Origin of the sequence: Pseudomonas sp. NC02, assembly GCF_002874965.1 — a bacterium.
Taxonomy (GTDB): domain Bacteria; phylum Pseudomonadota; class Gammaproteobacteria; order Pseudomonadales; family Pseudomonadaceae; genus Aquipseudomonas.
Map to the genome: position 1 here is coordinate 6,693,134 of NZ_CP025624.1, position 25,098 is coordinate 6,718,231.

Below are 25,098 nucleotides of genomic sequence, written 5' to 3' on the forward strand. Positions count from 1 at the left end.
TGCAAAGAACAGCCTCAAAAGGCAAATCGCGGGCACAAAAAAGCCGCTGGTCAGCGGCTCTTTTGGCGAAGATCGGTTTATTTCAGACCCGACATCTTCTCGATCGCGCCTTTAAGCTCGGCATCCGAGCAATCGGCGCAGGTGCCTTTTGGCGGCATGGCGTTCAGACCGGTAATGGCCTTGGCCAGCAGGCCATCGAGGCCACCCTGATGGTCCGCGCGGTCTTTCCAGGCGGCGGTATCACCGATTTTCGGTGCGCCCAACAGGCCGGTACCGTGGCAAGCGTTGCAGTGCTTGGCGATTACGTCATCCGGCGATTTCGCACCGCCGCCGCCGCCGCCCGCAGCCACTGCCACTTCCATCCCCTTGCACTCTTGCCCCTGGACGCACACCTGGCCTACAGGCTCCAGGCGCTTGGCAATTTCATCATTGGTCGCAGCTTGAGCGCTGACAGCCCATAGGGCCAGTACGGTTGCTGGTGCAGCCAGCATTTTCATAATTAGGTTCACGCGTTCACCCTCAATGGTGGCTATTCACGCCTGCGGCCACGGTTTCGCAGGCGGCGAAAGTATAACGGTTAGCCCGCCCCGCCGAAACAACCCTATTAACCAAGGGGAGATTCAGCAAGACAGAATGCTGCTGCGGGCGTCTCTGCGACATAGGCAGGACGCCTCTTTTCTTAAAAGTTCGCGGGTGTGGCTGCGCTGATTAGTCGCGCCGGCACTTCGAACGGATTGCGAAAACGGTGCGGCTTGGTGCTTTCAAAGTAGTAGCTATCGCCGGCTTCGAGCACAAAAGTTTCAAGGCCGACCACCAGTTCCAGGCGACCTTCTACCAGGATCCCGGTTTCCTCGCCCTCGTGGGTGAGCATCTCTTCGCCGGTATCAGCACCTGGCGGGTAGATCTCGTTGAGGAACGCAATCGCCCGGCTCGGGTGCGCGCGGCCCACCAGTTTCATGGTGACGGCGCCGTCGGAGATATCGATCAGCTCATTGGCTTTATAGACGATCTGGGTCGGTTTTTCCTGGAGGATCTCCTCGGAAAAGAACTCCACCATCGACATGGGAATGCCGCCCAGCACCTTGCGCAAGGAGCTGATGGAGGGGCTGACACTGTTTTTCTCGATCATCGAAATGGTGCTGTTGGTGACGCCCGCGCGCTTGGCTAGCTCACGCTGGGAAAGACCTTTCAGTTTACGGATGGATTGCAGTCGTTCGCCGACGTCCAATGCAGGAGCCTCCTAGGATTCAGGCGTTGTTGTAATTGAGCGTTATCATGGCGACAGCGTTCAGTATTTACAACACTTTGGCCTAAATCCCGGGATCTGCCATTCGTGGGTGCCGCTCAAGCGCCGGAATAGAGCCGTGGCACTCGGCGCAGGTTGCAGAAGATCTGGTACGGAATGGTGTCGGCGGCGGTGGCAACGTCACTGGCGAGGATGTTTTTGCCCCACAATTCGACGGTGGAACCGAGCCCGGCCTGGGGCACGTCGGTCAGGTCGACACACAGCATGTCCATCGACACACGGCCCAGCAACTGGCTGCGCTGGCCGGCCACCAGCACCGGGGTGCCGGTGGGTGCGTGGCGCGGGTAGCCGTCGGCGTAGCCCATGGCAACTACCCCGATGCGCATCGGTTTCGGGGTAATGAACCTGGCGCCGTAGCCCACAGGTTCGCCGGCCGGCAGTTCACGTACGCAGATGACTTTCGATTCGAGGGTCATCACCGGCTGCAAACGCGCGGCGATGGCCTGGTCTTCGCCAAACGGCGTGGCGCCGTAGAGCATGATGCCCGGGCGTACCCAGTCACTGGAAACGTTCGGCCAGCCCAGCACCGACGGCGAGTTGCGCAGGCTGACCTGGGCCGACAAGCCCTGGCGCGCCGCTTCAAACACCGCTACTTGCTCTTCGCTGCTGGTGCTGTCCAGCTCATCGGCGCGGGCGAAGTGGCTCATCAGCACGATCTTCGCGACTTTGCCGCTGGCCAGCAGGCGCTGGTAAGCGTCGTGATAATCCTTGGGGTGCAAGCCAACGCGGTGCATGCCCGAATCAAGCTTGAGCCAGACGGTCAGCGGCTTGCTGAGTTGCGCCTGTTCAATCGCGTCCAGCTGCCACAGCGAATGCACCACGCACCAGAAATCATGCTCGATGATCAGCGGCAGCTCGTCGGCTTCGAAAAAACCTTCGAGCAACAGCACCGGCCCGCGAATCCCGGCAGCCCGCAGCTCCAGCGCTTCCTCGATGCAGGCCACGGCAAACCCGTCCGCCTCGGCTTCCAGCGCCTGGGCAACACGCACGGCACCGTGGCCGTAGGCATCCGCCTTGATCACGGCGAGGGCCTTGGCCCCACCCGTGACTTCACGGGCCAGTTGGTAGTTATGGCGCAGGGCTTGGAGGTCGATCAGGGCACGGGCAGGACGCATGGCGGCAGGCTTCTAGGCGGCGGTGGGAAGAAAAAACCGGTACCCGCTGACAACGCAGGCACCGGGAGAGGATTTTTTGCTTACGGCAGAGCGGCCACAACCGACAGCTCCACCAGGATTTCCGGTTCGCAGAGTTTCGCTTCAACCGTGGCACGGGCCGGCGCGACGCCTTTTGGCAGCCACTTGTCCCATACCGCGTTCATCCCGGCGAAATCGGCGTCAATGTCTTTCAGGTAGATGGTCACCGACAGCAGCTTGGTCTTGTCGGTACCGGCCAGGTCCAGCAAACGCTCGATGTTGACGAGGGTTTCGCGGGTCTGCTGTTCAATCCCGGCACTCATGTCGTCGCCGACCTGCCCTGCCAGATACACGGTACCGCTGTGAACAACGATCTGGCTCATGCGCTCATTGGTGAGCTGGCGCTGGATTGACATGTTTTGCGGACTCCTGGTGGTTGCCATAACGGGAAATATCGAGGCCTTCGGCACTGATTTGCGGGGTTTTCTTCGCCATCAGGTCGGCCAGCAAACGACCAGAGCCACAGGCCATGGTCCAACCGAGGGTGCCGTGGCCGGTGTTCAGGAACAGGTTTTTGAACGGGGTAGCACCGACAATCGGCGTGCCGTCTGGCGTGGTCGGGCGCAGGCCGGTCCAGAAGCTGGCCTGGCTCAAATCACCGCCCTGAGGATAAAGGTCGTTGACGATCATCTCCAGGGTTTCCCGCCGACGCGGGTTCAGCGACAGGTCAAAACCGGCTATCTCAGCCATGCCACCGACGCGAATACGGTTGTCGAAACGGGTGATCGCGACCTTGTAGGTCTCATCGAGAATGGTCGAGGTCGGGGCCATCGCCGGGTTGGTGATCGGCACGGTCATCGAGTAACCCTTGAGCGGGTACACCGGCGCCTTGATTCCCAGCGGCTTGAGCAATTTCGGCGAGTAGCTGCCGAGGGCCAGCACGTAGCGGTCGGCAGTTTCCAGCTTGCCGTCGATCCACACGCCGTTGATCCGGTCACCGGCGTAGTCCAGGCGCTGGATATCTTGCTCGAAGCGGAATTCGACACCCAGTTGCTTGCACATGTCGGCAAGGCGGGTGGTAAACATCTGACAGTCGCCGGTCTGGTCGTTCGGCAGGCGCAGGGCACCGGCAAGAATATCGGTGACGCTCGCCAGGGCCGGCTCGACGCGGGCAATCCCGGCGCGGTCCAGCAGCTCGTAAGGCACACCGGACTCTTTCAATACCGCGATGTCCTTGGCAGCACCGTCCAGCTGAGCCTGGGTACGGAACAGTTGGGTAGTCCCCAAAGTGCGCCCTTCGTAGGCGATGCCGGTCTCGGCACGCAGCTCGTCGATGCAATCGCGGCTGTATTCGGACAGGCGCACCATGCGCTCCTTGTTCACCGCATAACGGCTGGCGGTGCAGTTACGCAGCATTTGCGCCATCCACAGGTACTGGTCGATATCGGCGGTGGCCTTGATCGCCAGGGGCGCATGGCGCTCCAGCAGCCATTTGATGGCCTTGAGCGGCACACCCGGCGCAGCCCATGGCGAGGCATAGCCCGGCGAGATCTGCCCGGCGTTGGCGAAACTGGTCTCCATGGCCACAGCCGGCTGACGGTCGACCACGACCACTTCAAAACCAGCTCGTGCCAAATAGTAGGCACTGGCCACGCCAATGACACCGCTACCCAAGACCAGAACGCGCATTTTTATTCCCTCATCACGGCTTGACCGCTGACGTTTGTTGTTCAGCACAAAGATGTGGGCAGTATAAAAAGCAATCACCAGTGCATTTCACTATATAACTGCCTATATTTGGCGACAAATCTCGGCAAAAACCCTTTTCACGGAGGAGCATCCCCTATGCGGACCAACACTCAGACCAAGCGGGAGCTGGACAAGATCGACCGCAACATCCTGCGCATCCTGCAGGCCGACGGGCGAATTTCGTTTACTGAACTGGGGGAAAAGGTCGGGCTGTCGACTACGCCGTGCACCGAGCGGGTCCGGCGCCTGGAGCGCGAAGGGATCATCATGGGCTACAACGCCCGGCTCAACCCGCAGCATCTGAAGGGCAGCCTGCTGGTGTTTGTCGAGATCAGCCTCGACTACAAGTCCGGCGACACCTTTGAAGAATTCCGACGCGCCGTGCTGAAACTGCCCCACGTGCTGGAGTGCCACCTGGTGTCGGGGGATTTCGACTATCTGGTGAAGGCGCGCATTTCGGAGATGGCGTCGTACCGCAAGTTGCTCGGCGATATCCTGCTCAAGCTGCCCCACGTACGGGAGTCCAAGAGCTATATCGTGATGGAAGAGGTGAAAGAGAGCCTGAACCTGCCGATCCCGGATTAAGACAGCACCACAGGCCAATGTGGGAGCGGGGACATCCGCTAGACCAATACCTGACGCGTCGACGCCATGTACGCATGAATCTGCTTTTCCACCCGTGGGTGGATCAACTCCACCGGGCGGCGGTCGTTGGGGCATGGCAAGGTCGGCGTGGTGCCGAACAAGCGGCAAATCAGCGGGCGCTCGTCGTACACGGTGCAGCCATTGGGGCCAAGGTGCACGCAGTTGAGTTCGTCCATCGCCGCTTCCTGCTCGGCAGCGGTCTTGCGCGGCAGGCGCGACATTTCCTCGGGGGACGTGGTCACCGGCCCACAGCAGTCGTGGCAACCCGGGACACACTCGAACGAGGGAATCTGCCGGCGCAGCGCGTTGACTTTCTGACTGTTGCAACTCATCGACACAGGGACCGAACGGCGAATAGGCGTGGATTCTGCCCTAAAAGCCCCCGGTGAGACAGCTTCGCCCGACCGCTGTATCCTGCGTCAAATTTTCCAAACAGGGATGCTCCCCATGACCGCCAGCGCCCGGCACGCCAATTCCTACTACGCCGCCAGCAGTTTCCCGCAGCCTGATTATCCGGTGCTGACAGGTGAAATCTTGGCCGATGTGTGCGTGGTCGGCGGCGGCTTTTCGGGGCTCAACACCGCTCTGGAACTGGCCGAACGGGGTTTCAGCGTGGTCCTGCTGGAAGCCCGCAAGATTGCCTGGGGCGCCAGCGGGCGCAATGGCGGGCAACTGATTCGTGGCGTCGGTCATGGCCTGGATCAGTTCACCAACGTCATCGGCACCGAGGGCGTGCGCCAGATGAAATTGATGGGCCTGGAAGCCGTGGAAATCGTGCGCCAGCGGGTCGAGCGTTCGCAGATCGCCTGCGACCTGACCTGGGGCTACTGCGACCTGGCCAACAAACCCCGCGACCTGGAACACCTGGCCGCCGACGCCGAAGAGCTGCGAAGCCTCGGTTATCGCCACGAAGTGCGCCTGCTGCAAGCGGGCGAAATGCGCAGCGTGATCGGTTCCAACCGCTATGTTGGCGGCATGATCGACATGGGCTCTGGCCACCTGCACCCGCTGAACCTGGCCCTCGGCGAGGCAGCCGCTGCACAGCAGTTGGGCGTCCGGTTGTTCGAGCATTCCGAGGCGGTGCGGATCGATTACGGCCCGGAGGTCAACGTACACACCGCCCAGGGCAATGTGCGCGCCAAGACCCTGGTGCTGGGCTGCAATGCTTATTTGAACGGCCTGAACCCGCATCTGAGCGGCAAGGTGCTGCCCGCCGGCAGCTACATCATCGCCACCGAGCCCTTGAGCGAAGCCCAGGCAGCCGAGTTGCTGCCGCAAAACATGGCGGTGTGTGACCAGCGGGTGACGGTGGATTACTTCCGGCTGTCAGCCGACCGACGCTTGCTGTTCGGCGGTGCCTGCCATTACTCCGGACGGGATCCGAAGGACATCGGTGCCTATATGCGTCCGAAAATGCTGCAGGTGTTCCCACAACTGGCCAACGTGAAAATCGACTACCAGTGGGGCGGGATGATCGGCATTGGCGCCAACCGCCTGCCGCAGATTGGCCGACTGGCCGACCAGCCCAATGTGTATTTCGCCCAGGCCTATGCCGGCCATGGCCTCAACGCCACCCACCTGGCAGGCAAACTGTTGGGCGAAGCCATCAGCGGCCAGCAAAGCGGGCGCTTTGATCTGTTTGCCAAGGTGCCGCACATCACTTTCCCGGGCGGCAAGCATTTGCGCTCGCCGCTGCTGGCGCTGGGAATGCTCTGGCACCGATTGAAAGAACTGGTCTGAATCAGCCGCGCCAGAAGGGCTTCAAGCCTTCCCGGCGCGCCTGCTCGGCACTCAGGCCCACGTCTCGCAGTTGCTCGGGGGTCAGCTCCAGCAAGGTTTTGCGCGTATGCATGCGGTGCCAGAACAACGCCCATGAACTGAGTGTGGGGGCCTTGGTACGCGCCGCCATGCGCCGCTCCTGCCCGGCTTCCAGTTCCTGACTGTGTAACGCCAACCGCACATCGCTCATACCGCTCATTTTCCTGCCCCTCATTAACGTGTTGCCATGAGTACGTAGGATGAGCCGGCGCGTAAAACCATGACAGATTCAACCACCCTGTATTAAATCCATACAGATACTGCCTATCGGCCGCTGAATCCTGTATTTTCAGCCTATCTGTACTGGTAACCGGGAAGCACCGCCATGACCCTATACGTCAACCTCGCCGAACTGTTGGGCACGCGCATCGAGCAGGGCTTCTATCGCCCGGGCGACAGATTGCCGTCAGTTCGGGCCTTGAGTGTGGAGCATGGGGTCAGCCTGAGCACCGTGCAGCAGGCCTACCGCGTACTGGAAGACAACGGCCTGGCGATGCCCAAACCCAAATCCGGCTACTTCGTACCGGTGGGCCGCGACTTGCCGGCATTGCCCGCCGTAGGCCGCCCGGCCCAGCGCCCGGTGGAAATTTCCCAGTGGGACCAAGTGCTGGAGCTGATCCGCGCGGTGCCACGCAAAGACGCCATACAGTTGGGCCGGGGCATGCCGGATGTATTGTCGCCGACCATGAAACCCCTGCTACGCAGCCTCGCCCGGATCAGTCGGCGCCAGGACATGCCGGGGCTGTATTACGACACTATCCACGGCAACCTGGACCTGCGTGAACAAATTGCCCGCCTGATGCTCGACTCAGGCTGCCAACTGACGCCCCAGGACCTGGTGATCACCACCGGCTGCCACGAGGCCCTGTCTGCCAGCATCCACGCCATTTGCGAGCCCGGCGACATCGTTGCCGTCGACTCGCCAAGCTTCCACGGCGCCATGCAAACACTGAAGGGCCTGGGCATGAAAGCCCTGGAAATCCCCACCGACCCACTCACCGGTATCAGCCTGGAAGCGCTGGAACTGGCACTGGAACAATGGCCGATCAAAGTCATACAGTTGACCCCCAACTGCAACAACCCACTGGGCTACATCATGCCGGAGTCGCGCAAACGCGCACTGCTGACCCTGGCCCAGCGCTTTGACGTGGCGATCATCGAAGACGACGTGTATGGCGAACTGGCCTACAGCTACCCGCGGCCACGCACCATCAAGTCCTTCGACGAAGATGGCCGCGTCGTACTGTGCAGCTCTTTCTCGAAGACCCTCGCACCCGGCCTGCGGATTGGCTGGGTCGCACCCGGTCGCTATCTGGAGCGTGTGCTGCACATGAAATACATCAGCACCGGCTCCACCGCGACCCAGCCGCAGATCGCAATTGCCGAGTTTCTGAAAGGTGGACATTTCGAGCCACATTTGCGGCGGATGCGCACGCAATACCAGCGCAATCGCGACCTGATGCTCGATTGGGTCAGCCGCTATTTCCCGGCGGGCACCCGCGCCAGCCGCCCCCAGGGCAGTTTCATGCTGTGGGTGGAACTGCCGGAAGGCTTCGATACCCTGAAACTCAACCGGCTGCTGGTGGATGAAGGTGTACAGATTGCAGTGGGAAGTATCTTTTCCGCCTCCGGCAAGTACAGGAACTGCCTGCGCATGAACTACGCTGCCAAACCAACGCCGCAGATTGAAGAGGCTGTACGCAAGGTCGGCGCGACCGCCAGCCGGTTGCTGGCCGAAGCGATGGACTGACCTTTTACGGGAAATAGCCGTCATATGCCGACAATCGCCCTGATTCGGAACCCATGTCATTGATGACCCACCGGCTATTACCGTTTTTCCTGCTGGGCATCCTGGCCCTGGGCGGCTGCGCCACCATCGACGCGCCACGCACACCCAGCGAGGCGCTGCCGGCCAGCGAATCTTCCTTCGGCCGCTCGATCCAGGCCCAGGCCGCTCCCTACAAAGGCCGCTCCGGGTTCCGCCTGCTGCCCAACAGCAGCGAAGCCTTCATGGCCCGCGCCGAACTGATCCGCAACGCCCAGACCAGCCTCGACTTGCAGTACTACATCGTCCACGACGGCATCAGCACCCGCATGCTCGTGGATGAACTGCTCAAGGCCGCCGACCGTGGCGTGCGCGTGCGCATCCTGCTGGACGACACCACCAGCGACGGCCTGGACCAGATCATCGCCACCCTCGCCGCCCACCCGCCGCAGATCCAGATTCGCCTGTTCAACCCGCTGCACCTGGGCCGCAGCACCGGCGTGACGCGGGCCATGGCGCGGCTGTTCGACCTGTCGCTGCAACACCGGCGCATGCACAACAAGCTGTGGCTGGCAGACAACAGCGTGGCCATCGTCGGCGGGCGCAACCTGGGGGATGAGTATTTCGACGCCGAGCCCAACCTCAACTTCACCGATATCGACATGCTCAGCGTGGGCCCGGTGGCCGAGCAACTGGGCCACAGTTTCGATCAGTACTGGAACAGTGCCCTGAGCAAACCCATTGGTGACTTCGTCAGCAGCGCTTCCAAAGGCGACCTGGCCAGCGCCCGCGTACGCCTGGAAGATTCCCTTGCCGAGTCTCGCCAACAAAACCATGCCCTGTACAACCGCCTGCGCACCTACAAGACCCAGCCGCGCATGGACATCTGGCGCCGTGAGCTGATCTGGGCCTGGAACCAGGCACTGTGGGATGCGCCGAGCAAGGTGCTGGCCAAGGCCGATCCGGATCCACGGCTGCTGCTGACGACCCAACTGGCGCCGGAGTTGGAAGGTGTCAGCCATGAGCTGATGATGATTTCGGCTTACTTCGTGCCCGGGCAGCCCGGGCTGGTGTACCTGACCGGGCGTGCGGACGCCGGCGTATCGGTAAGCCTGCTGACCAATTCCCTGGAAGCCACCGACGTACCGGCCGTGCACGGCGGTTATGCCCCCTATCGCAAGGCGCTGCTGGAACACGGGGTGAAGCTATACGAGTTGCGCCGCCAGCCGGGAGACGGTGGCGGCAGCGGACCTCATCTGTTCCGCAAAGGTACATTCCACGGTTCGGATTCCAGCCTGCACAGCAAGGCGATCATCTTTGATCGGGAGAAATCCTTCATCGGCTCATTCAACTTCGACCCGCGCTCGGTGCTGTGGAACACCGAAGTCGGGGTGCTGGTGGACAGTCCCGAACTGGCGGAACACGTGCGCAACCTGGCACTGGAGGGCATGGCGCCCCCGTTGAGCTACCAGGCGAAGCTGCAGGATGGCCAGGTGGTATGGGTGACCGAAGACAACGGCCAACTGCACACCCTGACCCGCGAACCCGGCAGTTGGTGGCGCCGGTTCAATGCCTGGTTTGCCACATCCGTCGGGCTGGAACGCATGCTTTAAGAACAGCGACGGGACCTGTGGGAGCTGGCTTGCCTGCGATGGCGGAGTGTCAGTTTACGTATCCGGTGCTGACACTCCGCCATCGCGGGCAAGCCCGGCTCCCACAGGTGATCGCATTTCAAGTTCAGGCGGGTTGTGCGGCGCCGAACGCACCTTGGCGCAGCAACAGGATCACCAACCCCAACGCCCCCGCCGCCATCAACAACGGCAACGCATGCCCGCTGATCCACTGGCTGCCGGCACCGGCCACCAGCGGGCCGATCAGGCAGCCAATGCCCCACAGCTGCGCGATATGCGCATTGGCGCGCACCAGCGCGTCGTCGCGGTAGCGCTCGCCAATCAGGATCAGCGACAGGGTGAATAACCCGCCGGCGCTGGCCCCGAACAGCACCCACACCGGCCAGATCATCAGCGTATCGAGCAACAGCGGAATCGCCAGGCTCGTCACCAGCAGCATCAGCGCGCAGCCGAGAAACAGCGTGCGCCGAGGCAGGTAGTCCGCCAGCGCGCCAATCGGCAGTTGCAGCAACGCATCACCGACCACCACCGTGCTGACCATCGCCAGGGCAATCTCGGCGGTGAAACCCTGTTGCAGGCAATACACCGGCAACAACGTAAGAATCATCGCCTCGAATGCGGCGAACAACGCCACCGCCCAGGCAATCGCCGGCAAGCCCTGGCAGAAGCGCAGCAGGTCGCCAAAGGTCACGCTGAAAGACTCGGCAGTCGGCGCACCGGAACGGCCCAGCAGCAGGATCGGCGAGCACGTCAGCAGACCGACACCCACCCAGAAGCCAATATCGTTGTCCGTACCCAGCGCGCCCAGCAGCAGCGGGCCCGACAGCTGGCTCAAGGCATAGCTGCAGCCATACAGCGCCACCAGACGGCCGCGCCAGCGTTCGATCACCAGTTGGTTGATCCAGCTTTCGCCGAGGATAAACACGATGGTCAGGATCACCCCGATCATCAGCCGCAACACCAGCCATACCGGGTAGCTGGGCAATACCGCCAGCAAGCCGATGGAAATCGCCCCCGCCCACAGGCACAGGCGCATCAGGTTCGCCGTGCCCAGGCGCGAGGCCAGGCCGCTGGAGACCTTGGCACCCAGCAGCACACCGAAGGCCGGCATCGCCGCCATGACTCCGATGGCGAAGCTGCCATAGCCCCAGCTTTCCAGGCGCAGGGACACCAGCGGCATGCTCACGCCCAAGGCCAGGCCCACGCTCAAGACCGACGCCAACACGGCGAAATAGGTCGCCCAACGCATTTCCACGCTCCTGTGGATGATTTGGAGATCACACAAAACAGTGTGGGAGCGGGCTTGCTCGCGAATGCGGTGTACCAGTCAATACATCAGCGACTGTGATACCTCATTCGCGAGCAAGCCCGCTCCCACATTTTTTACAGCGGTGTTCCTGGAGGCTTACAACTTGATCCAGGTCGCCTTCAGCTCGGTGTACTTGTCGAACGCGTGCAGCGACTTGTCGCGGCCGTTACCCGACTGCTTGAAACCACCGAACGGTGCGGTCATGTCGCCGCCATCGTACTGGTTGACCCATACGCTGCCGGCACGCAGGGCCTTGGCAGTCAGGTGCGCCTTGGAGATGTTCGACGTCCACACCGCAGCGGCCAGGCCGTATTGGGTGTCGTTGGCGATCGCAATGGCTTCTTCCACGCTGTCGAAGGCAATCACCGACAGCACCGGGCCGAAGATTTCTTCCTGGGCGATCTTCATGGCGTTGGTCACGCCGTCGAAAATCGTCGGCTCGACATAGGTGCCACCGCTTTCCTGCAGCGTGCGCTTGCCGCCGGCCACCAGCTTGGCGCCATCGGCATGCCCGGCTTCGATGTACGACAGCACGGTGTTCATCTGCTGGGTATCCACCAGCGCACCGACCGTGGTGGCCGGGTCGAGCGGGTTGCCCGGCTTCCAGGCCTTGAGGGCCTCGATCACCAGCGGCAGGAATTTATCCTTGATCGAACGCTCCACCAGCAGGCGCGAACCGGCGGTGCACACTTCGCCCTGGTTGAAGGCGATAGCGCCAGCCGCGGATTCGGCGGCGGCTTGCAGGTCCGGGGCATCGGCAAACACGATGTTCGGGCTCTTGCCGCCAGCTTCCAGCCAGACGCGCTTCATGTTCGACTCGCCGGAGCGAATCAGCAGTTGCTTGGCGATCTTGGTGGAACCGGTGAATACCAGGGTGTCGACGTCCATGTGCAGCGCCAGGGCGTTGCCCACGGTATGGCCATAACCCGGCAGCACGTTGAACACGCCTTTCGGGATGCCGGCCTCAACCGCGAGGGCAGCGATGCGGATGGCGGTCAGCGGTGATTTTTCAGACGGCTTGAGGATCACCGAGTTACCGGTGGACAACGCCGGCCCGAGTTTCCAGCAGGCCATCATCAGCGGGAAGTTCCACGGCACGATGGCCGCGACAACGCCGACGGGCTCACGGGTCACAAGGCCCAGCTGGTCGTGAGGGGTGGCTGCGACTTCATCGTAGATCTTGTCGATGGCCTCGCCGCTCCAGCTCAGCGCTTGCGCCGCGCCTGGGACGTCGATGTTCAGGGAGTCGCTGATCGGCTTGCCCATGTCCAGAGTTTCAAGCAGTGCCAGCTCTTCGGCGTTGGCCTTGAGCAGGCCGGCGAAACGGATCATGGTGGCTTTGCGCTTGGCTGGCGCCAGGCGCGACCAGGCACCGGAATTGAACGTGGCACGGGCGTTTTCTACGGCACGCTGGGCGTCGGCGACGTCACAGCTGGCAACGGTTGCCAGCAGGCGGCCATCGACTGGGCTCAGGCATTCGAACGTGTCGCCGGAAACGGCGGCGGTGTATTCGCCATTGATGTAGGCGCGGCCTTCGATCTTCAGATCCTTGGCGCGTTGTTCCCAGTCGGCACGGGTCAGGGTGGTCATGCGAGTGTCCTCCTCTTATTGAATACAAGGGCCGGGCGATGTACCCAGGCACCTTCGAAGAATTCTTGCCCGGCCAGCCAGCTGTTCGGCTCAAGGCAGCTGCCACCCTAAACCAGCGGCGATGGATGTTTCAATATATTTGACATAACGGCAGCAAACGCCCTTGCGATGTTCATTTTAATAAACATAGACTTTGAGCTCTCCAACCGCAGGCCAGACGGGACACGCCCATGAACATCCAGAATATCGTCGACTTCAGCCAGGCCAGGACCGAGCCTGATCGCTACCGTCCGGCTGCGGAGAAAATCCTCAAGGGCGACCCGGAGCAAACCGTCTACAACCACTACAACAGTCCGTGCGGCCAGATGAGCGCCGGGGTCTGGGAAGGTGAAGTCGGACAGTGGAAGGTCAACTACACCGAGCATGAGTATTGCGAGATCGTGCAGGGTGTTTCGGTGTTGCGCGATGCCGACGGCAACGCCAAGACCTTGCGGGCCGGTGATCGCTTCGTCATTCCGGCCGGCTTCAGCGGCACCTGGGAAGTGCTGGAACCCTGCCGCAAGATCTACGTGGTGTTCGAAGAAAAGGCCTGATCATTTATCAGGCACAAAAAAAAGCCCGCATCGTGAGATACGGGCTTTTTTTCACAAGAAAGAAAACCAATTACTTGATTTTGCCTTCTTTGTAGATCACGTGCTTGCGAACGCGCGGGTCGAACATTTTCTTTTCGAGCTTGTCCGGGGTAGTACGCTTGTTCTTGTCGGTAGTGTAGAAGTGACCAGTACCGGCGCTAGAGATCATTCGAATCAATTCACGCATGATTTAGCTCCTTAGATTTTGCCGTCGCGGCGCAGTTCGGCCAGCACGACAGTGATGCCGCGCTTGTCGATAACACGCATGCCTTTGGCAGATACGCGCAGACGAACAAAACGTTTCTCTTCTTCAACCCAAAAGCGGTGATGCTGCAGGTTTGGCAGGAAACGACGACGGGTTTTGTTGTTTGCGTGGGAAATGTTATTCCCAGTCACCGGACCCTTACCGGTAACTTGACAGACTCTCGACATGCCTCAGCCCTCTAAAACCACATGCCCAACCCGGCATGGGTTGGCCGCTTAATCTCTCAGTCATTTGGCGCCAGGCGCCGCGTTTCTTTAGGGTCTTACCGGCTACACCTACTAGCGAAGGAACCGGGCCCCTAGAAAAGAGCGCTGCTTTATACCAGAAAGACCCCAGTGCAACAACAGGCCGTGTACTTTTATACGCGTAAATCCAGGCCATGGACGCCTGAACCGTTGCCAGGGTGGGCCGCTATAGAAGCTAACCGCTCGTCGCACAGAATGATTTACAGCGCCCGCGCGCACTGCAAAGTGCTCGGCAAAACGACCTGAGGCGCCATCAAAACAGTATTTGCGGCAAAAGCACAGGCAAAAATGGGCTAGTCATTTGTCAATCAGCCCACTACGGTAGGACTTTTCCAGACTGCACTCGCAGATGGGCCTTCGATCTGCAAAGGAAACCGAATATGCGCCTCGCTGCCCTACCGCTATTGCTAGCCCCTCTTTTTATTGCTGCACACGCCCAGGCGGCCACTACCCTGAGCGTCTGCACCGAAGCCAGCCCCGAAGGCTTCGACGTGGTGCAATACAACTCGCTGACCACCACCAACGCCTCGGCAGACGTATTGATGAACCGCCTGGTGGACTTCGACGCCACCAGCGGCAAGCTGGTCCCGAGCCTCGCGGACAGCTGGGAAGTGTCGCCGGACGGCCTCACCTACACCTTCAAGCTGCACCCGGACGTTAAATTCCACCGCACTGACTACTTCACGCCAAGCCGCAGCCTGACCGCCGAAGACGTGCGCTTCAGCTTCGAGCGCATGCTCGACCCGGCCAACCCCTGGCACAAGATCGCCCAGAGCGGCTTCCCCCACGCCCAGTCGCTGCAGTTGCCCACGCTGATCAAGAAGATCGACGCCCTCGACCCGCTGACCGTGCGCTTCACCCTGGACCACGCCGATTCGACCTTCCTCGCCGCCTTGAGCATGGGCTTTGCCTCGATCTACCCGGCGGAATATGCCGACAAACTGCTCAAGGCCGGCACCCCGGAGAAGCTCAACAGCCAGCCTATCGGCACCGGGCCGTTCATTTTCGGGCGCTTCCAGAAGGACGCGACGATTCGCTACAAGGCCAACCCGGATTACTTCGCCGGCAAGCCTGCGGTGGATAACCTGATCTTTGCGATCACCCCGGACGCCAACGTGCGCCTGCAGAGACTGCGTCGCGACGAGTGCCAGATCGCCTTGTCGCCCAAGCCCCTGGATATTGATGCCGCCCAGAAAGACGCCGACCTGAAGGTCGAGAAAACCGCGGCCTTCATGACCGCGTTTGTCGCCATCAACAGCCAGCATCCGCCACTGGACAAGCCGGAAGTTCGCCAGGCGATCAACCTGGCCTTCGACAAGGCCAGCTATCTGAAGGCCGTATTCGAAGGCACCGCCGAAGCCGCCAACGGCCCTTACCCACCCAATACCTGGAGCTATGCCAAGGACCTGCCGGGCTATCCGCAGGACATTGCCAAGGCCAAGCAACTGCTGGATCGCGCCGGGCTCAAGGATGGCTTCAAGACCACGATCTGGACCCGGCCGTCGGGCAGCCTGCTGAACCCCAACCCCAGCCTGGGCGCACAACTGCTGCAGGCGGACCTGGCCAAGGTCGGCATCCAGGCTGAAATCCGTGTGATCGAGTGGGGCGAACTGATCCGCCGCGCCAAGGCCGGCGAGCACGACTTGCTGTTCATGGGCTGGGCCGGTGACAACGGCGACCCGGATAACTTCCTGACGCCGCAGTTCTCCTGCGCGGCCGTGAAGTCCGGGACCAACTTTGCCCGCTACTGCGACCCGGCGCTGGACAAGCTGATCAGCGCCGGCAAGACCACCAGCGAACAAGGCGTGCGCAGCAAGCTGTACCAGCAGGCCCAGGCGCAGATCCAGCAACAGGCGCTCTGGCTGCCACTGGCGCACCCGACCGCGTTTGCGCTGACCCGCAAGAATGTCGAGGGGTATCAGGTGAGCCCGTTCGGGCGCCAGGATTACTCCAAGGTCAGCGTCAAGCCCTGACCCCTGCCAGGGGCTGGCATGCCAGCCCCTACATCCACCCAAATTCCGCCATCGACAGCGGGTCACCCTCCCCCACAATGATGTGGTCCAGCACACGCACGTCCACCATCTCCAGCGCCTTTTGCAGCACCTTGGTCAATTTTCGATCAGCGATGCTGGGCTCGGGGCTGCCGGAAGGATGGTTGTGGCACAGGATCAGCGCCGCGGCGTTGTAGTCCAGCGCGCGCTTCACCACTTGTCGCGGGTAGACGATGGCGTTGTCGATGGTGCCTTGAAACAGCTTTTCGAAACCCAGCACTCGATGCTTGGCGTCGAGAAACAGGCAGCCGAATATCTCGTGAGGCTCGTGGCGCAGCAGTGCCTTGAGGTAGTCGCGCACGGCCTCCGGGCTTTCCAGCACCGAATCGTTGCGCAGGCGTTCAGCCAAATGACGGCGCGCCATCTCCAGTACGGCTTGAAGCTGGGCGAACTTCGCCGGCCCCAACCCCAAATGCTGGCTGAACACCGGCTGCCTCGCCTCCATCAGCGCCCGAAGGCTGCCAAATTGCGCCAGCAGATGGCGCGCCAGGTCCACGGCACTTTTGCCTGACACCCCGGTGCGCAGGAAAATCGCCAGCAATTCCGCGTCGGAAAGGTTCTCCGCTCCCAGCTCCAACAGCTTCTCCCGCGGACGCTCTGCCGCAGGCCAATCGCGAATACTCATGGCACCTCCGTGTGCATGTGCGCCGCTGTTGCATGGCGGACGCTGTGGTATCTTAGGCCATCTTTTTGCGTGCGATTTCACCTGGGGAGGGGGCATCGCAACGCCATCACTGAACTGGAAAGGCAAGCCAATGCAGCGTCTGTATCGGAAACGCATCGTTCTCGGCGTCGGCGGCGGCATTGCCGCCTACAAGAGCGCAGAGCTGGTTCGCAGGCTTCTCGACCAAGGCGCCGAAGTGCGCGTGGTCATGACCCGTGGCGGCAGTGAATTCATCACCCCGTTGACCATGCAAGCCTTGTCCGGCCACCCGGTGCACCTCGACCTGCTGGACCCTGCGGCCGAAGCCGCCATGGGCCACATCGAGCTGGCCAAGTGGGCCGACCTGGTGCTGATTGCCCCGGCCACCGCCGACCTGATCGCCCGCCTGGCCCAAGGCATTGCCGACGACCTGCTGACCACCCTGGTACTGGCCACCGACGCCACCGTCGCGATCGCCCCGGCCATGAACCAGGCCATGTGGCGCGACCCGGCCACCCAGGCCAACACCCAACTCCTGCAAAGCCGCGGCCTCAAGGTTTTCGGCCCGGCCTCCGGCAGCCAGGCCTGCGGCGACGTGGGCATGGGCCGCATGCTCGAAGCCACCGACCTGGCCCACTGCGCCGCCGACTGCTTCCAGCACCTGGCCCTGACCGGCAAGCACGTGCTGATCACCGCCGGCCCGACCCAGGAAAACATCGACCCGGTGCGCTACATCACCAACCATAGCTCAGGAAAAATGGGCTTTGCCCTGGCGGAAGCGGCGGTCGAGGCAGGCGCCCGTGTGACGTTGATCACCGGCCCGGTGCATCTGCCGACCCCGGATCGCGTCACCCGAATCGACGTAGTCAGCGCCCGCGACATGCTGGCGGCCTGTGAAGCGGCGATTCCCTGCGATCTGTTCATCGCTTCGGCTGCGGTAGCGGACTACCGCCCCGAGGTGGTTGCACCGCAGAAACTCAAGAAAGACCCTACAAGCGGCGACGGCCTGCTCCTGCAAATGGTCCGTAACCCGGACATCCTGGCGACCATCGCCACCCGTGAGGACCGCCCGTTCAGCGTCGGTTTTGCCGCCGAAACCGAGCATTTGCTGGACTATGCCGCACGCAAATTGAAAGACAAAAACCTCGACCTGATTGTCGCCAACGATGTCGCCAACCCGAGCATCGGCTTCAACAGTGAGGAAAATGCCATCAGCGTGATCGACCGCGAGTTGCACGCTACCGTTTTCGCCCAGACCAGCAAGGGCAAGATTGCCCGCCAACTGATCTCTTTTATCGCCCAACGGCTGAACCAGGTTTAATTTCCATGCACGCTTTGCAAGCCAAGATCCTCGACCCCCGCATCGGCAACGAATTCCCGCTGCCGGCCTACGCCACACCAGGCTCCGCCGGCCTCGACCTGCGTGCCATGCTCAAGCAGGACACCGTGCTTGAACCAGGCCAGACCATTCTGATTCCGACCGGCCTGTCGATCTACGTGGGCGACCCGGGCCTGGCGGCGCTGATCCTGCCGCGCTCCGGCCTGGGCCACAAACACGGCATCGTCCTCGGCAACCTGGTGGGGCTGATCGACTCGGACTACCAGGGCGAGTTGATGGTGTCCTGCTGGAACCGTGGCCAGACCGCGTTCAATATCGCCGTCGGCGAGCGCATTGCCCAACTCGTGCTGGTACCGGTGGTGCAGGCGCACTTCGAGCTGGTCGAAGAGTTCGACGAAACACAACGCGGCGCAGGTGGCTTCGGGCATTCCGGCAGCCACTGACTAAGCTGAATTGACTTAGCCGAACAAGCCGGGTGCCTCACCCGGCCTGATGCCAACGCATGGCCTTTCAGGATGAAGAATGCGCGGAACTTACCAGCAAGGTTTCCCCAGTGAAATCAGGGCATTAAGCGGGCAAAAGGGCGGAGCTTCGGCGCCGATGGCACTTTTGCACCACGAACTCTATGCCAAAAACGCCGTCTTACCCTTCAGTTTGAGCCTGCCGGTCAGCACCCTTGAGGCCAGCCCAGCCCCTTATCGATGGAGTTCCCCCCGCAATGAGCAACCCAGCCCGAGTCGCCCCGACATTTCCCGACAGCATTTTCCGCGCCTATGACATTCGTGGCGTGGTCCCCAAGACCCTGACCGCCGAGACCGCCTACTGGATCGGCCGCGCCATTGGCTCCCAGAGCCTGGCACAGGGCGAGCCCAACGTTTCCGTAGGCCGTGATGGCCGCCTGTCCGGCCCCGAACTGGTCGAGCAACTGATCCAGGGCCTGGCCGACAGCGGTTGCCACGTCAGCGACGTGGGCCTGGTGCCGACGCCTGCGCTGTACTACGCAGCCAACGTACTGGCCGGCAAGTCGGGCGTGATGCTCACCGGCAGCCATAACCCGTCGGACTACAACGGCTTCAAGATCGTCATCGCTGGCGATACCCTCGCCAACGAACAGATCCAGGCCCTGCACACCCGCCTGAAGACCAACGACCTGACCAGCGGCGAAGGCAGCGTCACCAAAGTCGACATCCTGCAGCGCTACTCTGACCAAATCACCGGCGACGTCAAACTCGCGCGCCGCCTCAAAGTGGTGGTGGACTGCGGCAATGGCGCGGCCGGCGTGATCGCCCCGCAACTGCTCGAAGCCCTGAACTGCGAAGTGATCCCGCTGTTCTGTGACGTCGACGGCAACTTCCCGAACCATCACCCGGATCCAGGCAAGCCCGAGAACCTGGTGGACCTGATCGCCAAGGTCAAGGAGACCGGGGCTGACGTCGGCCTGGCCTTCGACGGTGACGGCGACCGCGTTGGCGTGGTGACGGACACCGGCGAAAACGTGTTTGCGGACCGCCTGCTGATGCTGTTTGCCCGCGACGTGGTTGCGCGCAACCCAGGTGCCGAAATTATCTTCGACGTGAAGTGCACCCGCCGCCTCACACCGCTGATCAAGGAATACGGCGGTCGCCCGCTAATGTGGAAGACTGGCCACTCGTTGATCAAAAAGAAAATGAAAGAAACCGGCGCGCTATTGGCCGGCGAAATGAGCGGCCATGTGTTCTTCAAGGAGCGCTGGTTCGGCTTTGACGACGGCATTTACAGCGCCGCTCGTCTGCTGGAGATCCTCAGCAAGGAAAAATCGACCGCGCAGGAGCTGTTCCAGACCTTCCCGAATGATATTTCTACGCCAGAGATCAATATCCATGTGACCGAGGAGAGCAAATTCAGCATCATTGACGCACTGCACGATGCGCAATGGGGCGAAGGCGCCGACCTGACCAGCATTGATGGTGTGCGAGTCGATTACGCCAAAGGCTGGGGCCTGGTTCGCGCATCCAACACCACACCGGTGCTGGTGCTGCGTTTCGAGGCGGATACCGAGGCTGAGTTGCAGCGCATCAAGGACGTGTTCCACGCCCAGTTGAAACGTGTTGCCCCTGATCTCCAATTACCGTTCTGATTTTTTACCGGAGCCCTGAATGACCCTCGAACGCGAAGCCGCCGCCAATACCGCCAAGGTCCTTTCCGAAGCGTTGCCTTACATTCGACGCTACGTCGGCAAGACGCTGGTGATCAAGTACGGCGGCAATGCCATGGAAAGCGACGAGCTGAAAACCGGCTTTGCCCGCGACATCGTGTTGATGAAAGCCGTCGGGATCAACCCGGTGGTGGTGCACGGTGGCGGCCCGCAAATCGGTGACCTGCTCAAGCGCCTGTCCATCGAGAGTCACTTCATCGACGGCATGCGTGTGACCGACGCCCAGACCATGGACGTGGTAGAGATGGTCCTGGGCGGCCAGGTGAACAAAGACATCGTCAACCTGATCAACCGCCACGGCGGCAGCGCCATCGGCCTGACCGGCAAGGACGCCGAACTGATCCGGGCGAAGAAGCTCACCGTGACCCGCAAGACCCCGGAGATGACCCAGCCGGAAATCATCGACATCGGCCAGGTGGGCGAAGTGATCGGCATCAACACCGACCTGCTGAACCTGCTGGTGAAAGGCGATTTCATTCCGGTGATCGCGCCGATCGGTGTCGGTGCCAACGGTGAGTCCTACAACATCAACGCCGACCTCGTGGCCGGCAAGGTGGCCGAGGCGCTGAAGGCCGAGAAGCTGATGCTGCTCACCAACATCGCCGGCTTGATGGACAAGGAAGGCAAGGTCTTGACCGGCCTGACGACCCAGCAAGTGGACGACCTGATCGCCGACGGCACCATCTACGGCGGCATGCTGCCGAAGATCCGCTGCGCGCTGGAAGCGGTGCAAGGCGGCGTTGGCAGCTCGTTGATCCTGGATGGCCGGGTGCCGAATGCGATCCTGCTGGAAATCTTCACCGATACCGGTGTGGGTACCCTGATCAGCAACCGCAAGCGCCCCTAAGCGCTGGTAAACAAAAAGGCCCCGTTCAATTCGATTGAACGGGGCCTTTTCTATGTACTCGGTCTAAAAATGTGGGAGCGGGCTTGCTCGCGAAAGCGGCGGGTCAGTCGACACATATATCAACTGACAAGCCGTATTCGCGAGCAAGCCCGCTCCCACATGGATCTTCTAAACGCCGAACTGCTCGCGATAAGCCTTGACCGCCGGCAAATGCTGCTTGAGCTGCGGGTCATCTTCCAGGAACTGCAACACCTGGTTCAGGGACACGATGCTCACCACCGGAATCGCGAAATCACGTTCCACTTCCTGGATCGCCGACAATTCACCGTTGCCGCGCTCCTGGCGGTTCAGCGCGATCAACACGCCGGCCGCCTTGGCGCCGTCCTGGGAAGCGATGATCTGCATCACTTCGCGAATCGCCGTACCGGCAGTGATCACGTCGTCGATGATCAGCACGTCGCCCTTGAGCGGCGCACCCACGAGGCTACCGCCTTCGCCGTGGGCCTTGGCTTCCTTGCGGTTGAAGCACCAAGGCAGATCCAGCTCGTGATGTTCAGCCAACGCCACGGCGGTCGCGGCCGCCAGGGGGATGCCTTTGTAGGCAGGGCCGAACAGCACGTCGAAGGAAATGCCGCTTTCAACGATGGCGGCCGCATAGAAACGACCCAGCTGCGCCAGGGCAGAACCCGAGTTGAAAAGGCCGGCATTGAAGAAGTAAGGGCTGGTGCGCCCGGACTTCAAAGTGAACTCACCGAAGCGCAATACGCCGCGATCGATGGCAAAACGAATGAAATCGCGTTGATACGCCTGCATGAAAAAAGCCTCAGATACCACGGATTTAGCTAATTAGGTAGACGGCGTGTATCATACACGCACGCGATTTTTGGGGCCATTTATGCGGATCATCAGTGTGAACGTCAATGGTATTCAGGCTGCAGTCGAGCGTGGTTTGCTCAGTTGGCTGCAAGCCCAGAATGCCGACGTCATCTGCCTGCAGGACACCCGCGCCTCCGCCTTTGAACTGGACGACCCAGCCTTCCAACTGGATGGCTACTTCCTTTATGCCTGTGATGCCGAAGTTCCCGCCCAAGGCGGCGTGGCTTTGTATTCGCGGTTGCAACCCAAGGCGGTCATCAGCGGCCTCGGCTTCGAGACAGCCGACCGCTACGGGCGCTACCTGCAAGCCGATTTCGATAAGGTCAGCATTGCGACCTTGCTGCTTCCATCAGGGCAGAATGGCGATGAAGACTTGAACCAGAAGTTCAAGCTAATGGACGACTTCGCCCGTTATCTGGATAAACAGCGGCGCAAACGTCGCGAGTACATTTACTGTGGCTCGCTGTACGTGGCGCAACAGAAGCTGGATATCAAGAACTGGCGCGACAGCCAGCAATCCCCGGGCTTCCTGGCGCCGGAACGGGCCTGGATGGACGAGATTGTCGGCAACATGGGCTATGTCGATGCCCTGCGGGAAGTCAGCCGCGAAGGCGACCAGTACAGCTGGTGGCCGGATAACGAACAGGCCGAGATGCTCAACCTCGGCTGGCGTTTTGACTACCAGCTGCTGACGCCAGGCTTGCGTCGCTTCGTGCGCAGCGCACGTCTGCCACGCCAGCCGCGCTTCTCGCAGCACGCGCCGCTGATCGTGGACTACGACTGGACCTTGACCATCTAAGGTCTTTTTCCAGGCACAAAAAAACCGACATCGCTGTCGGTTTTTTTGTGGGCGGTGGTTATTTGATCAACCGCAATGTCCACGGATAACGATAAGCCACGCCCTTGTTGGCCTTGATGCCCGCAATGATCGTCATCACCACCGCGCCGATCACCAGCACGGTCATCAACACGAAGCCGATCACGATAAAACCCAGCAGGAAGCAGACCGCCCAGGCAATGCCCACGGTGATCTGGAAATTCAGCGCTTCCTTGCCCTGGTCATCAATGAACGGGTCTGCATCCTTCTTCACCTGCCAGAGAATCAAGGGCCCCAGCAGGCTGCCGAACGGGAACATCAGCCCGAAGAACGCCGCAAAATGACAGAGCATCGCCCACTGGCGAACTTCCTTGGACGGTGTCGGCAGTGGAAGTTGGCTGTCACTCATGGCGTCGCTCCTTGGGATTGAATCAGTCGGCCAATGCGGCGTTCTGCAGTTCGAAGATTTCGGTCATGCCCTTCTGGGCCAGGGCCAGCATGGCATTCAGGTCCGCCGGCTGGAATGGCGCGCCTTCGGCGGTGCCCTGCACTTCAATGAAACCACCGGTGCTGGTCATCACCACGTTCAGGTCGGTCTCGGCAGCCGAATCTTCAAGATAGTCCAGATCCAGCACCGGCTCGCCCTGATACATGCCGACCGATACAGCCGCGATCATCTGCTTGAGCGGATCGCCGCCTTTCAGGCCGCCACGTTTCTTGATGACTTTGAGCGCGTCGACCAGGGCAACCATGGCGCCGGTGATGGAGGCAGTACGGGTACCACCGTCGGCCTGGATCACGTCGCAGTCGACGTACAGGGTCACGTCGCCCAGCTTGGACATGTCCAGGGCTGCACGCAGGGAGCGACCGATCAGGCGCTGGATTTCCAGGGTGCGGCCGCCTTGCTTGCCACGGCTGGCTTCACGCTGGTTACGCTCGCCGGTGGCGCGCGGCAGCATGCCGTATTCGGCGGTCAACCAACCCTGGCCCTGGCCCTTGAGGAAACGCGGCACGCCGTTTTCGACGCTGACGGTGCAGATAACCTTGGTATCGCCAAACTCGACCAGTACAGATCCCTCGGCGTGTTTGGTGTAGTTGCGGGTGATGCGGATCGAGCGGAGCTGATCGGCAGCGCGACCACTTGGACGTTTCATAGGGGATACCTGTACGGAGGACGAAAAACTGCCGAGCATTATAGAGCCGCCAGCCCTGATCGGCACGGCTAAAAAATCCTGTTACAAACCCGGGCACCGAAGCCACTGTTTGGGGCCACCCGTCCCGTTGAGCTACAATCCTGCGCCTTCGCAGCCTGTCGGCTTCAATCTACCCATCAGCCCGCCTGTTTGCGGGACTGCATCGCGAGGTACCTCCATGGTGCACAGCATGACCGCCTTCGCCCGCGTCGAAAAAGCCGGCGTCCAAGGCACCCTGAGCTGGGAATTGCGCTCGGTCAACAGCCGCTACCTGGAGCCGCACCTGCGCCTGCCGGAATCGTTTCGCGACCTCGAAGGCGCGGTTCGTGAGGCACTGCGCCAGGGCATCTCCCGCGGCAAGCTGGAATGCACCCTGCGCTTTACCGAGGAAACCACCGGCAAGCCGTTGCAGGTGGATCGCGAGCGCGCCGCGCAATTGGTCGCCGCCGCCGAAACCATCGCCGGCCTGATCAAGCAGCCTGCCGCCATCAACCCGCTGGAAGTCCTGGCCTGGCCCGGCGTGCTGGTGGCCGACGCCACTGACCCACAGGCGTTGAACGCCGAGGCGCTGGCCCTGTTCAACCAGGGCTTGAAAGAACTCAAGGCCGGCCGCGAACGCGAAGGCGCCGAGCTGGCCCGTCTGATCAGCGACCGCCTGACCTCCATTGAAGAAGACGTGGTGACCCTGCGCGAACTGGTGCCGCAGATGCTTGCCACCCAGCGCCAGAAGGTCCTGGACCGCTTCGCCGACATGCAGGCCGAACTGGATCCGGTGCGTCTGGAGCAGGAGATGGTCCTGCTGGCACAAAAGAGCGACGTTGCCGAAGAGCTCGACCGCCTGAGCACCCACATCCTGGAAGTGCGCCGCGTGCTCAAGTCCGCCGGTGCCGCCGGTCGGCGCCTGGACTTCCTGATGCAGGAACTCAACCGCGAAGCCAATACACTGGGCTCCAAAGCCTTTGATCCGCGCAGCACCCAGGCGGCGGTCAACCTCAAAGTGTTGATCGAGCAAATGCGCGAACAAGTACAGAATATCGAGTAAGGCACCCT

At 61.5% G+C, this 25,098-nt stretch carries 26 protein-coding genes and 1 pseudogene; 12 read left to right on the forward strand and 15 right to left on the reverse strand.

Features of this window, described 5'->3' with window-relative positions; translation table 11 throughout:
- Positions 1-77: 77 nt before the first annotated feature.
- The 5 genes from C0058_RS31610 to dadA all read right to left on the reverse strand — a co-directional run bounded on the left by C0058_RS31610 (position 78) and on the right by dadA (position 4,128).
- Entirely contained in the window at positions 78-497 is a 420-nt protein-coding gene (locus C0058_RS31610) for a cytochrome c5 family protein (protein WP_102370157.1), read from the reverse strand.
- A gap of 182 nt (positions 498-679) precedes the next feature.
- Positions 680-1,228: a cupin domain-containing protein gene (locus C0058_RS31615; RefSeq protein ID WP_003208755.1), complete on the reverse strand. Its 549-nt coding sequence runs from the start codon at positions 1,226-1,228 to the stop codon at positions 680-682.
- A gap of 116 nt (positions 1,229-1,344) precedes the next feature.
- On the reverse strand, positions 1,345-2,421 hold the full coding sequence (alr, locus tag C0058_RS31620; RefSeq protein ID WP_102370158.1) for an alanine racemase: 1,077 nt from the start codon (positions 2,419-2,421) through the stop codon (positions 1,345-1,347).
- Between the two features lie 80 nt (positions 2,422-2,501).
- A complete protein-coding gene (locus tag C0058_RS31625; protein ID WP_003208752.1) occupies positions 2,502-2,855 on the reverse strand; it encodes a RidA family protein in 354 nt (117 codons plus the stop codon).
- A complete protein-coding gene (dadA, locus tag C0058_RS31630; protein WP_003208750.1) occupies positions 2,827-4,128 on the reverse strand; it encodes a D-amino acid dehydrogenase in 1,302 nt (433 codons plus the stop codon). Before dadA ends, C0058_RS31625 begins: the two co-directional genes overlap by 29 nt.
- Before the next feature lie 156 nt (positions 4,129-4,284).
- On the opposite strand from dadA, the gene C0058_RS31635 reads away from it, so the two are divergent.
- Positions 4,285-4,773, forward strand: coding sequence for an Lrp/AsnC ligand binding domain-containing protein (locus tag C0058_RS31635; RefSeq protein WP_003206849.1), 489 nt, complete (start codon positions 4,285-4,287; stop codon positions 4,771-4,773).
- Positions 4,774-4,811: 38 nt separating this feature from the next.
- Here the strand turns inward: C0058_RS31635 and C0058_RS31640 are convergent, their stop codons facing one another.
- Complete coding sequence (locus C0058_RS31640; RefSeq protein ID WP_003208747.1) at positions 4,812-5,165, reverse strand: YkgJ family cysteine cluster protein; 354 nt, start codon at positions 5,163-5,165, stop codon at positions 4,812-4,814.
- A gap of 115 nt (positions 5,166-5,280) precedes the next feature.
- Between C0058_RS31640 and C0058_RS31645 the strand changes: the two genes are divergently transcribed.
- The gene (locus C0058_RS31645) at positions 5,281-6,573 is read left to right on the forward strand and encodes an FAD-binding oxidoreductase (protein ID WP_102370159.1); all 1,293 of its coding nucleotides are present in this window, start codon (positions 5,281-5,283) and stop codon (positions 6,571-6,573) included.
- A 1-nt stretch (position 6,574) separates the two neighbouring features.
- Here the strand turns inward: C0058_RS31645 and C0058_RS31650 are convergent, their stop codons facing one another.
- Positions 6,575-6,811 carry a DUF1127 domain-containing protein gene (locus C0058_RS31650; protein ID WP_023659297.1) on the reverse strand — a complete coding sequence of 79 codons (237 nt, stop codon included), beginning with the start codon at positions 6,809-6,811 and terminating at the stop codon, positions 6,575-6,577.
- Between the two features lie 165 nt (positions 6,812-6,976).
- Between C0058_RS31650 and C0058_RS31655 the strand changes: the two genes are divergently transcribed.
- Both C0058_RS31655 and C0058_RS31660 read left to right on the forward strand, forming a co-directional pair.
- On the forward strand, positions 6,977-8,401 hold the full coding sequence (locus tag C0058_RS31655) for a PLP-dependent aminotransferase family protein (RefSeq protein ID WP_102370160.1): 1,425 nt from the start codon (positions 6,977-6,979) through the stop codon (positions 8,399-8,401).
- Between the two features lie 62 nt (positions 8,402-8,463).
- Positions 8,464-10,029 carry a phospholipase D family protein gene (locus tag C0058_RS31660; RefSeq protein ID WP_102370314.1) on the forward strand — a complete coding sequence of 522 codons (1,566 nt, stop codon included), beginning with the start codon at positions 8,464-8,466 and terminating at the stop codon, positions 10,027-10,029.
- A 124-nt stretch (positions 10,030-10,153) separates the two neighbouring features.
- On the opposite strand, the gene C0058_RS31665 is transcribed toward C0058_RS31660, so the two are convergent.
- A complete protein-coding gene (locus tag C0058_RS31665) occupies positions 10,154-11,296 on the reverse strand; it encodes an MFS transporter (protein ID WP_102370161.1) in 1,143 nt (380 codons plus the stop codon).
- 156 nt (positions 11,297-11,452) lie between these two features.
- On the reverse strand, positions 11,453-12,946 hold the full coding sequence (locus tag C0058_RS31670) for an aldehyde dehydrogenase (protein ID WP_003213259.1): 1,494 nt from the start codon (positions 12,944-12,946) through the stop codon (positions 11,453-11,455).
- Between the two features lie 230 nt (positions 12,947-13,176).
- Here C0058_RS31670 and C0058_RS31675 point away from each other — a divergent pair, with 230 nt between their 5' ends.
- Entirely contained in the window at positions 13,177-13,539 is a 363-nt protein-coding gene (locus C0058_RS31675) for a cupin domain-containing protein (RefSeq protein ID WP_003213261.1), read from the forward strand.
- 70 nt (positions 13,540-13,609) lie between these two features.
- Here C0058_RS31675 and rpmG read toward each other — a convergent pair whose 3' ends face one another.
- The gene (gene rpmG / locus C0058_RS31680) at positions 13,610-13,765 is read right to left on the reverse strand and encodes a 50S ribosomal protein L33 (RefSeq protein ID WP_003176906.1); all 156 of its coding nucleotides are present in this window, start codon (positions 13,763-13,765) and stop codon (positions 13,610-13,612) included.
- Between the two features lie 11 nt (positions 13,766-13,776).
- Complete coding sequence (rpmB, locus tag C0058_RS31685) at positions 13,777-14,010, reverse strand: 50S ribosomal protein L28 (protein WP_003213263.1); 234 nt, start codon at positions 14,008-14,010, stop codon at positions 13,777-13,779.
- Positions 14,011-14,468: 458 nt separating this feature from the next.
- Between rpmB and C0058_RS31690 the strand changes: the two genes are divergently transcribed.
- Entirely contained in the window at positions 14,469-16,061 is a 1,593-nt protein-coding gene (locus C0058_RS31690) for an ABC transporter substrate-binding protein (RefSeq protein WP_003213265.1), read from the forward strand.
- Between the two features lie 28 nt (positions 16,062-16,089).
- On the opposite strand, the gene radC is transcribed toward C0058_RS31690, so the two are convergent.
- On the reverse strand, positions 16,090-16,764 hold the full coding sequence (gene radC / locus C0058_RS31695) for a DNA repair protein RadC (RefSeq protein ID WP_087693709.1): 675 nt from the start codon (positions 16,762-16,764) through the stop codon (positions 16,090-16,092).
- A 130-nt stretch (positions 16,765-16,894) separates the two neighbouring features.
- Here radC and coaBC point away from each other — a divergent pair, with 130 nt between their 5' ends.
- From coaBC to argB, 4 genes and pseudogenes are all read left to right on the forward strand, one after another.
- Positions 16,895-18,103, forward strand: coding sequence for a bifunctional phosphopantothenoylcysteine decarboxylase/phosphopantothenate--cysteine ligase CoaBC (gene coaBC, locus C0058_RS31700; protein ID WP_008439425.1), 1,209 nt, complete (start codon positions 16,895-16,897; stop codon positions 18,101-18,103).
- 5 nt (positions 18,104-18,108) lie between these two features.
- On the forward strand, positions 18,109-18,564 hold the full coding sequence (dut, locus tag C0058_RS31705) for a dUTP diphosphatase (RefSeq protein WP_003213270.1): 456 nt from the start codon (positions 18,109-18,111) through the stop codon (positions 18,562-18,564).
- A 296-nt stretch (positions 18,565-18,860) separates the two neighbouring features.
- A pseudogene (locus C0058_RS31715) lies at positions 18,861-20,237 on the forward strand (phosphomannomutase/phosphoglucomutase); the annotation flags it as partial.
- 19 nt (positions 20,238-20,256) lie between these two features.
- On the forward strand, positions 20,257-21,162 hold the full coding sequence (gene argB / locus C0058_RS31720) for an acetylglutamate kinase (RefSeq protein ID WP_003213275.1): 906 nt from the start codon (positions 20,257-20,259) through the stop codon (positions 21,160-21,162).
- A 168-nt stretch (positions 21,163-21,330) separates the two neighbouring features.
- Here the strand turns inward: argB and pyrE are convergent, their stop codons facing one another.
- On the reverse strand, positions 21,331-21,975 hold the full coding sequence (gene pyrE / locus C0058_RS31725) for an orotate phosphoribosyltransferase (RefSeq protein WP_003213276.1): 645 nt from the start codon (positions 21,973-21,975) through the stop codon (positions 21,331-21,333).
- Positions 21,976-22,057: 82 nt separating this feature from the next.
- Between pyrE and C0058_RS31730 the strand changes: the two genes are divergently transcribed.
- The gene (locus tag C0058_RS31730; RefSeq protein WP_003176915.1) at positions 22,058-22,837 is read left to right on the forward strand and encodes an exodeoxyribonuclease III; all 780 of its coding nucleotides are present in this window, start codon (positions 22,058-22,060) and stop codon (positions 22,835-22,837) included.
- Between the two features lie 58 nt (positions 22,838-22,895).
- On the opposite strand, the gene C0058_RS31735 is transcribed toward C0058_RS31730, so the two are convergent.
- The gene (locus C0058_RS31735) at positions 22,896-23,264 is read right to left on the reverse strand and encodes a DUF4870 domain-containing protein (RefSeq protein WP_003213278.1); all 369 of its coding nucleotides are present in this window, start codon (positions 23,262-23,264) and stop codon (positions 22,896-22,898) included.
- 22 nt (positions 23,265-23,286) lie between these two features.
- Positions 23,287-24,009 (reverse strand): ribonuclease PH, encoded by a 723-nt coding sequence (gene rph / locus C0058_RS31740; RefSeq protein ID WP_003213280.1) that lies wholly within the window; start codon positions 24,007-24,009, stop codon positions 23,287-23,289.
- Positions 24,010-24,226: 217 nt separating this feature from the next.
- On the opposite strand from rph, the gene C0058_RS31745 reads away from it, so the two are divergent.
- Positions 24,227-25,090 (forward strand): YicC/YloC family endoribonuclease, encoded by an 864-nt coding sequence (locus C0058_RS31745; RefSeq protein WP_008439430.1) that lies wholly within the window; start codon positions 24,227-24,229, stop codon positions 25,088-25,090.
- Positions 25,091-25,098 lie beyond the last annotated feature (8 nt).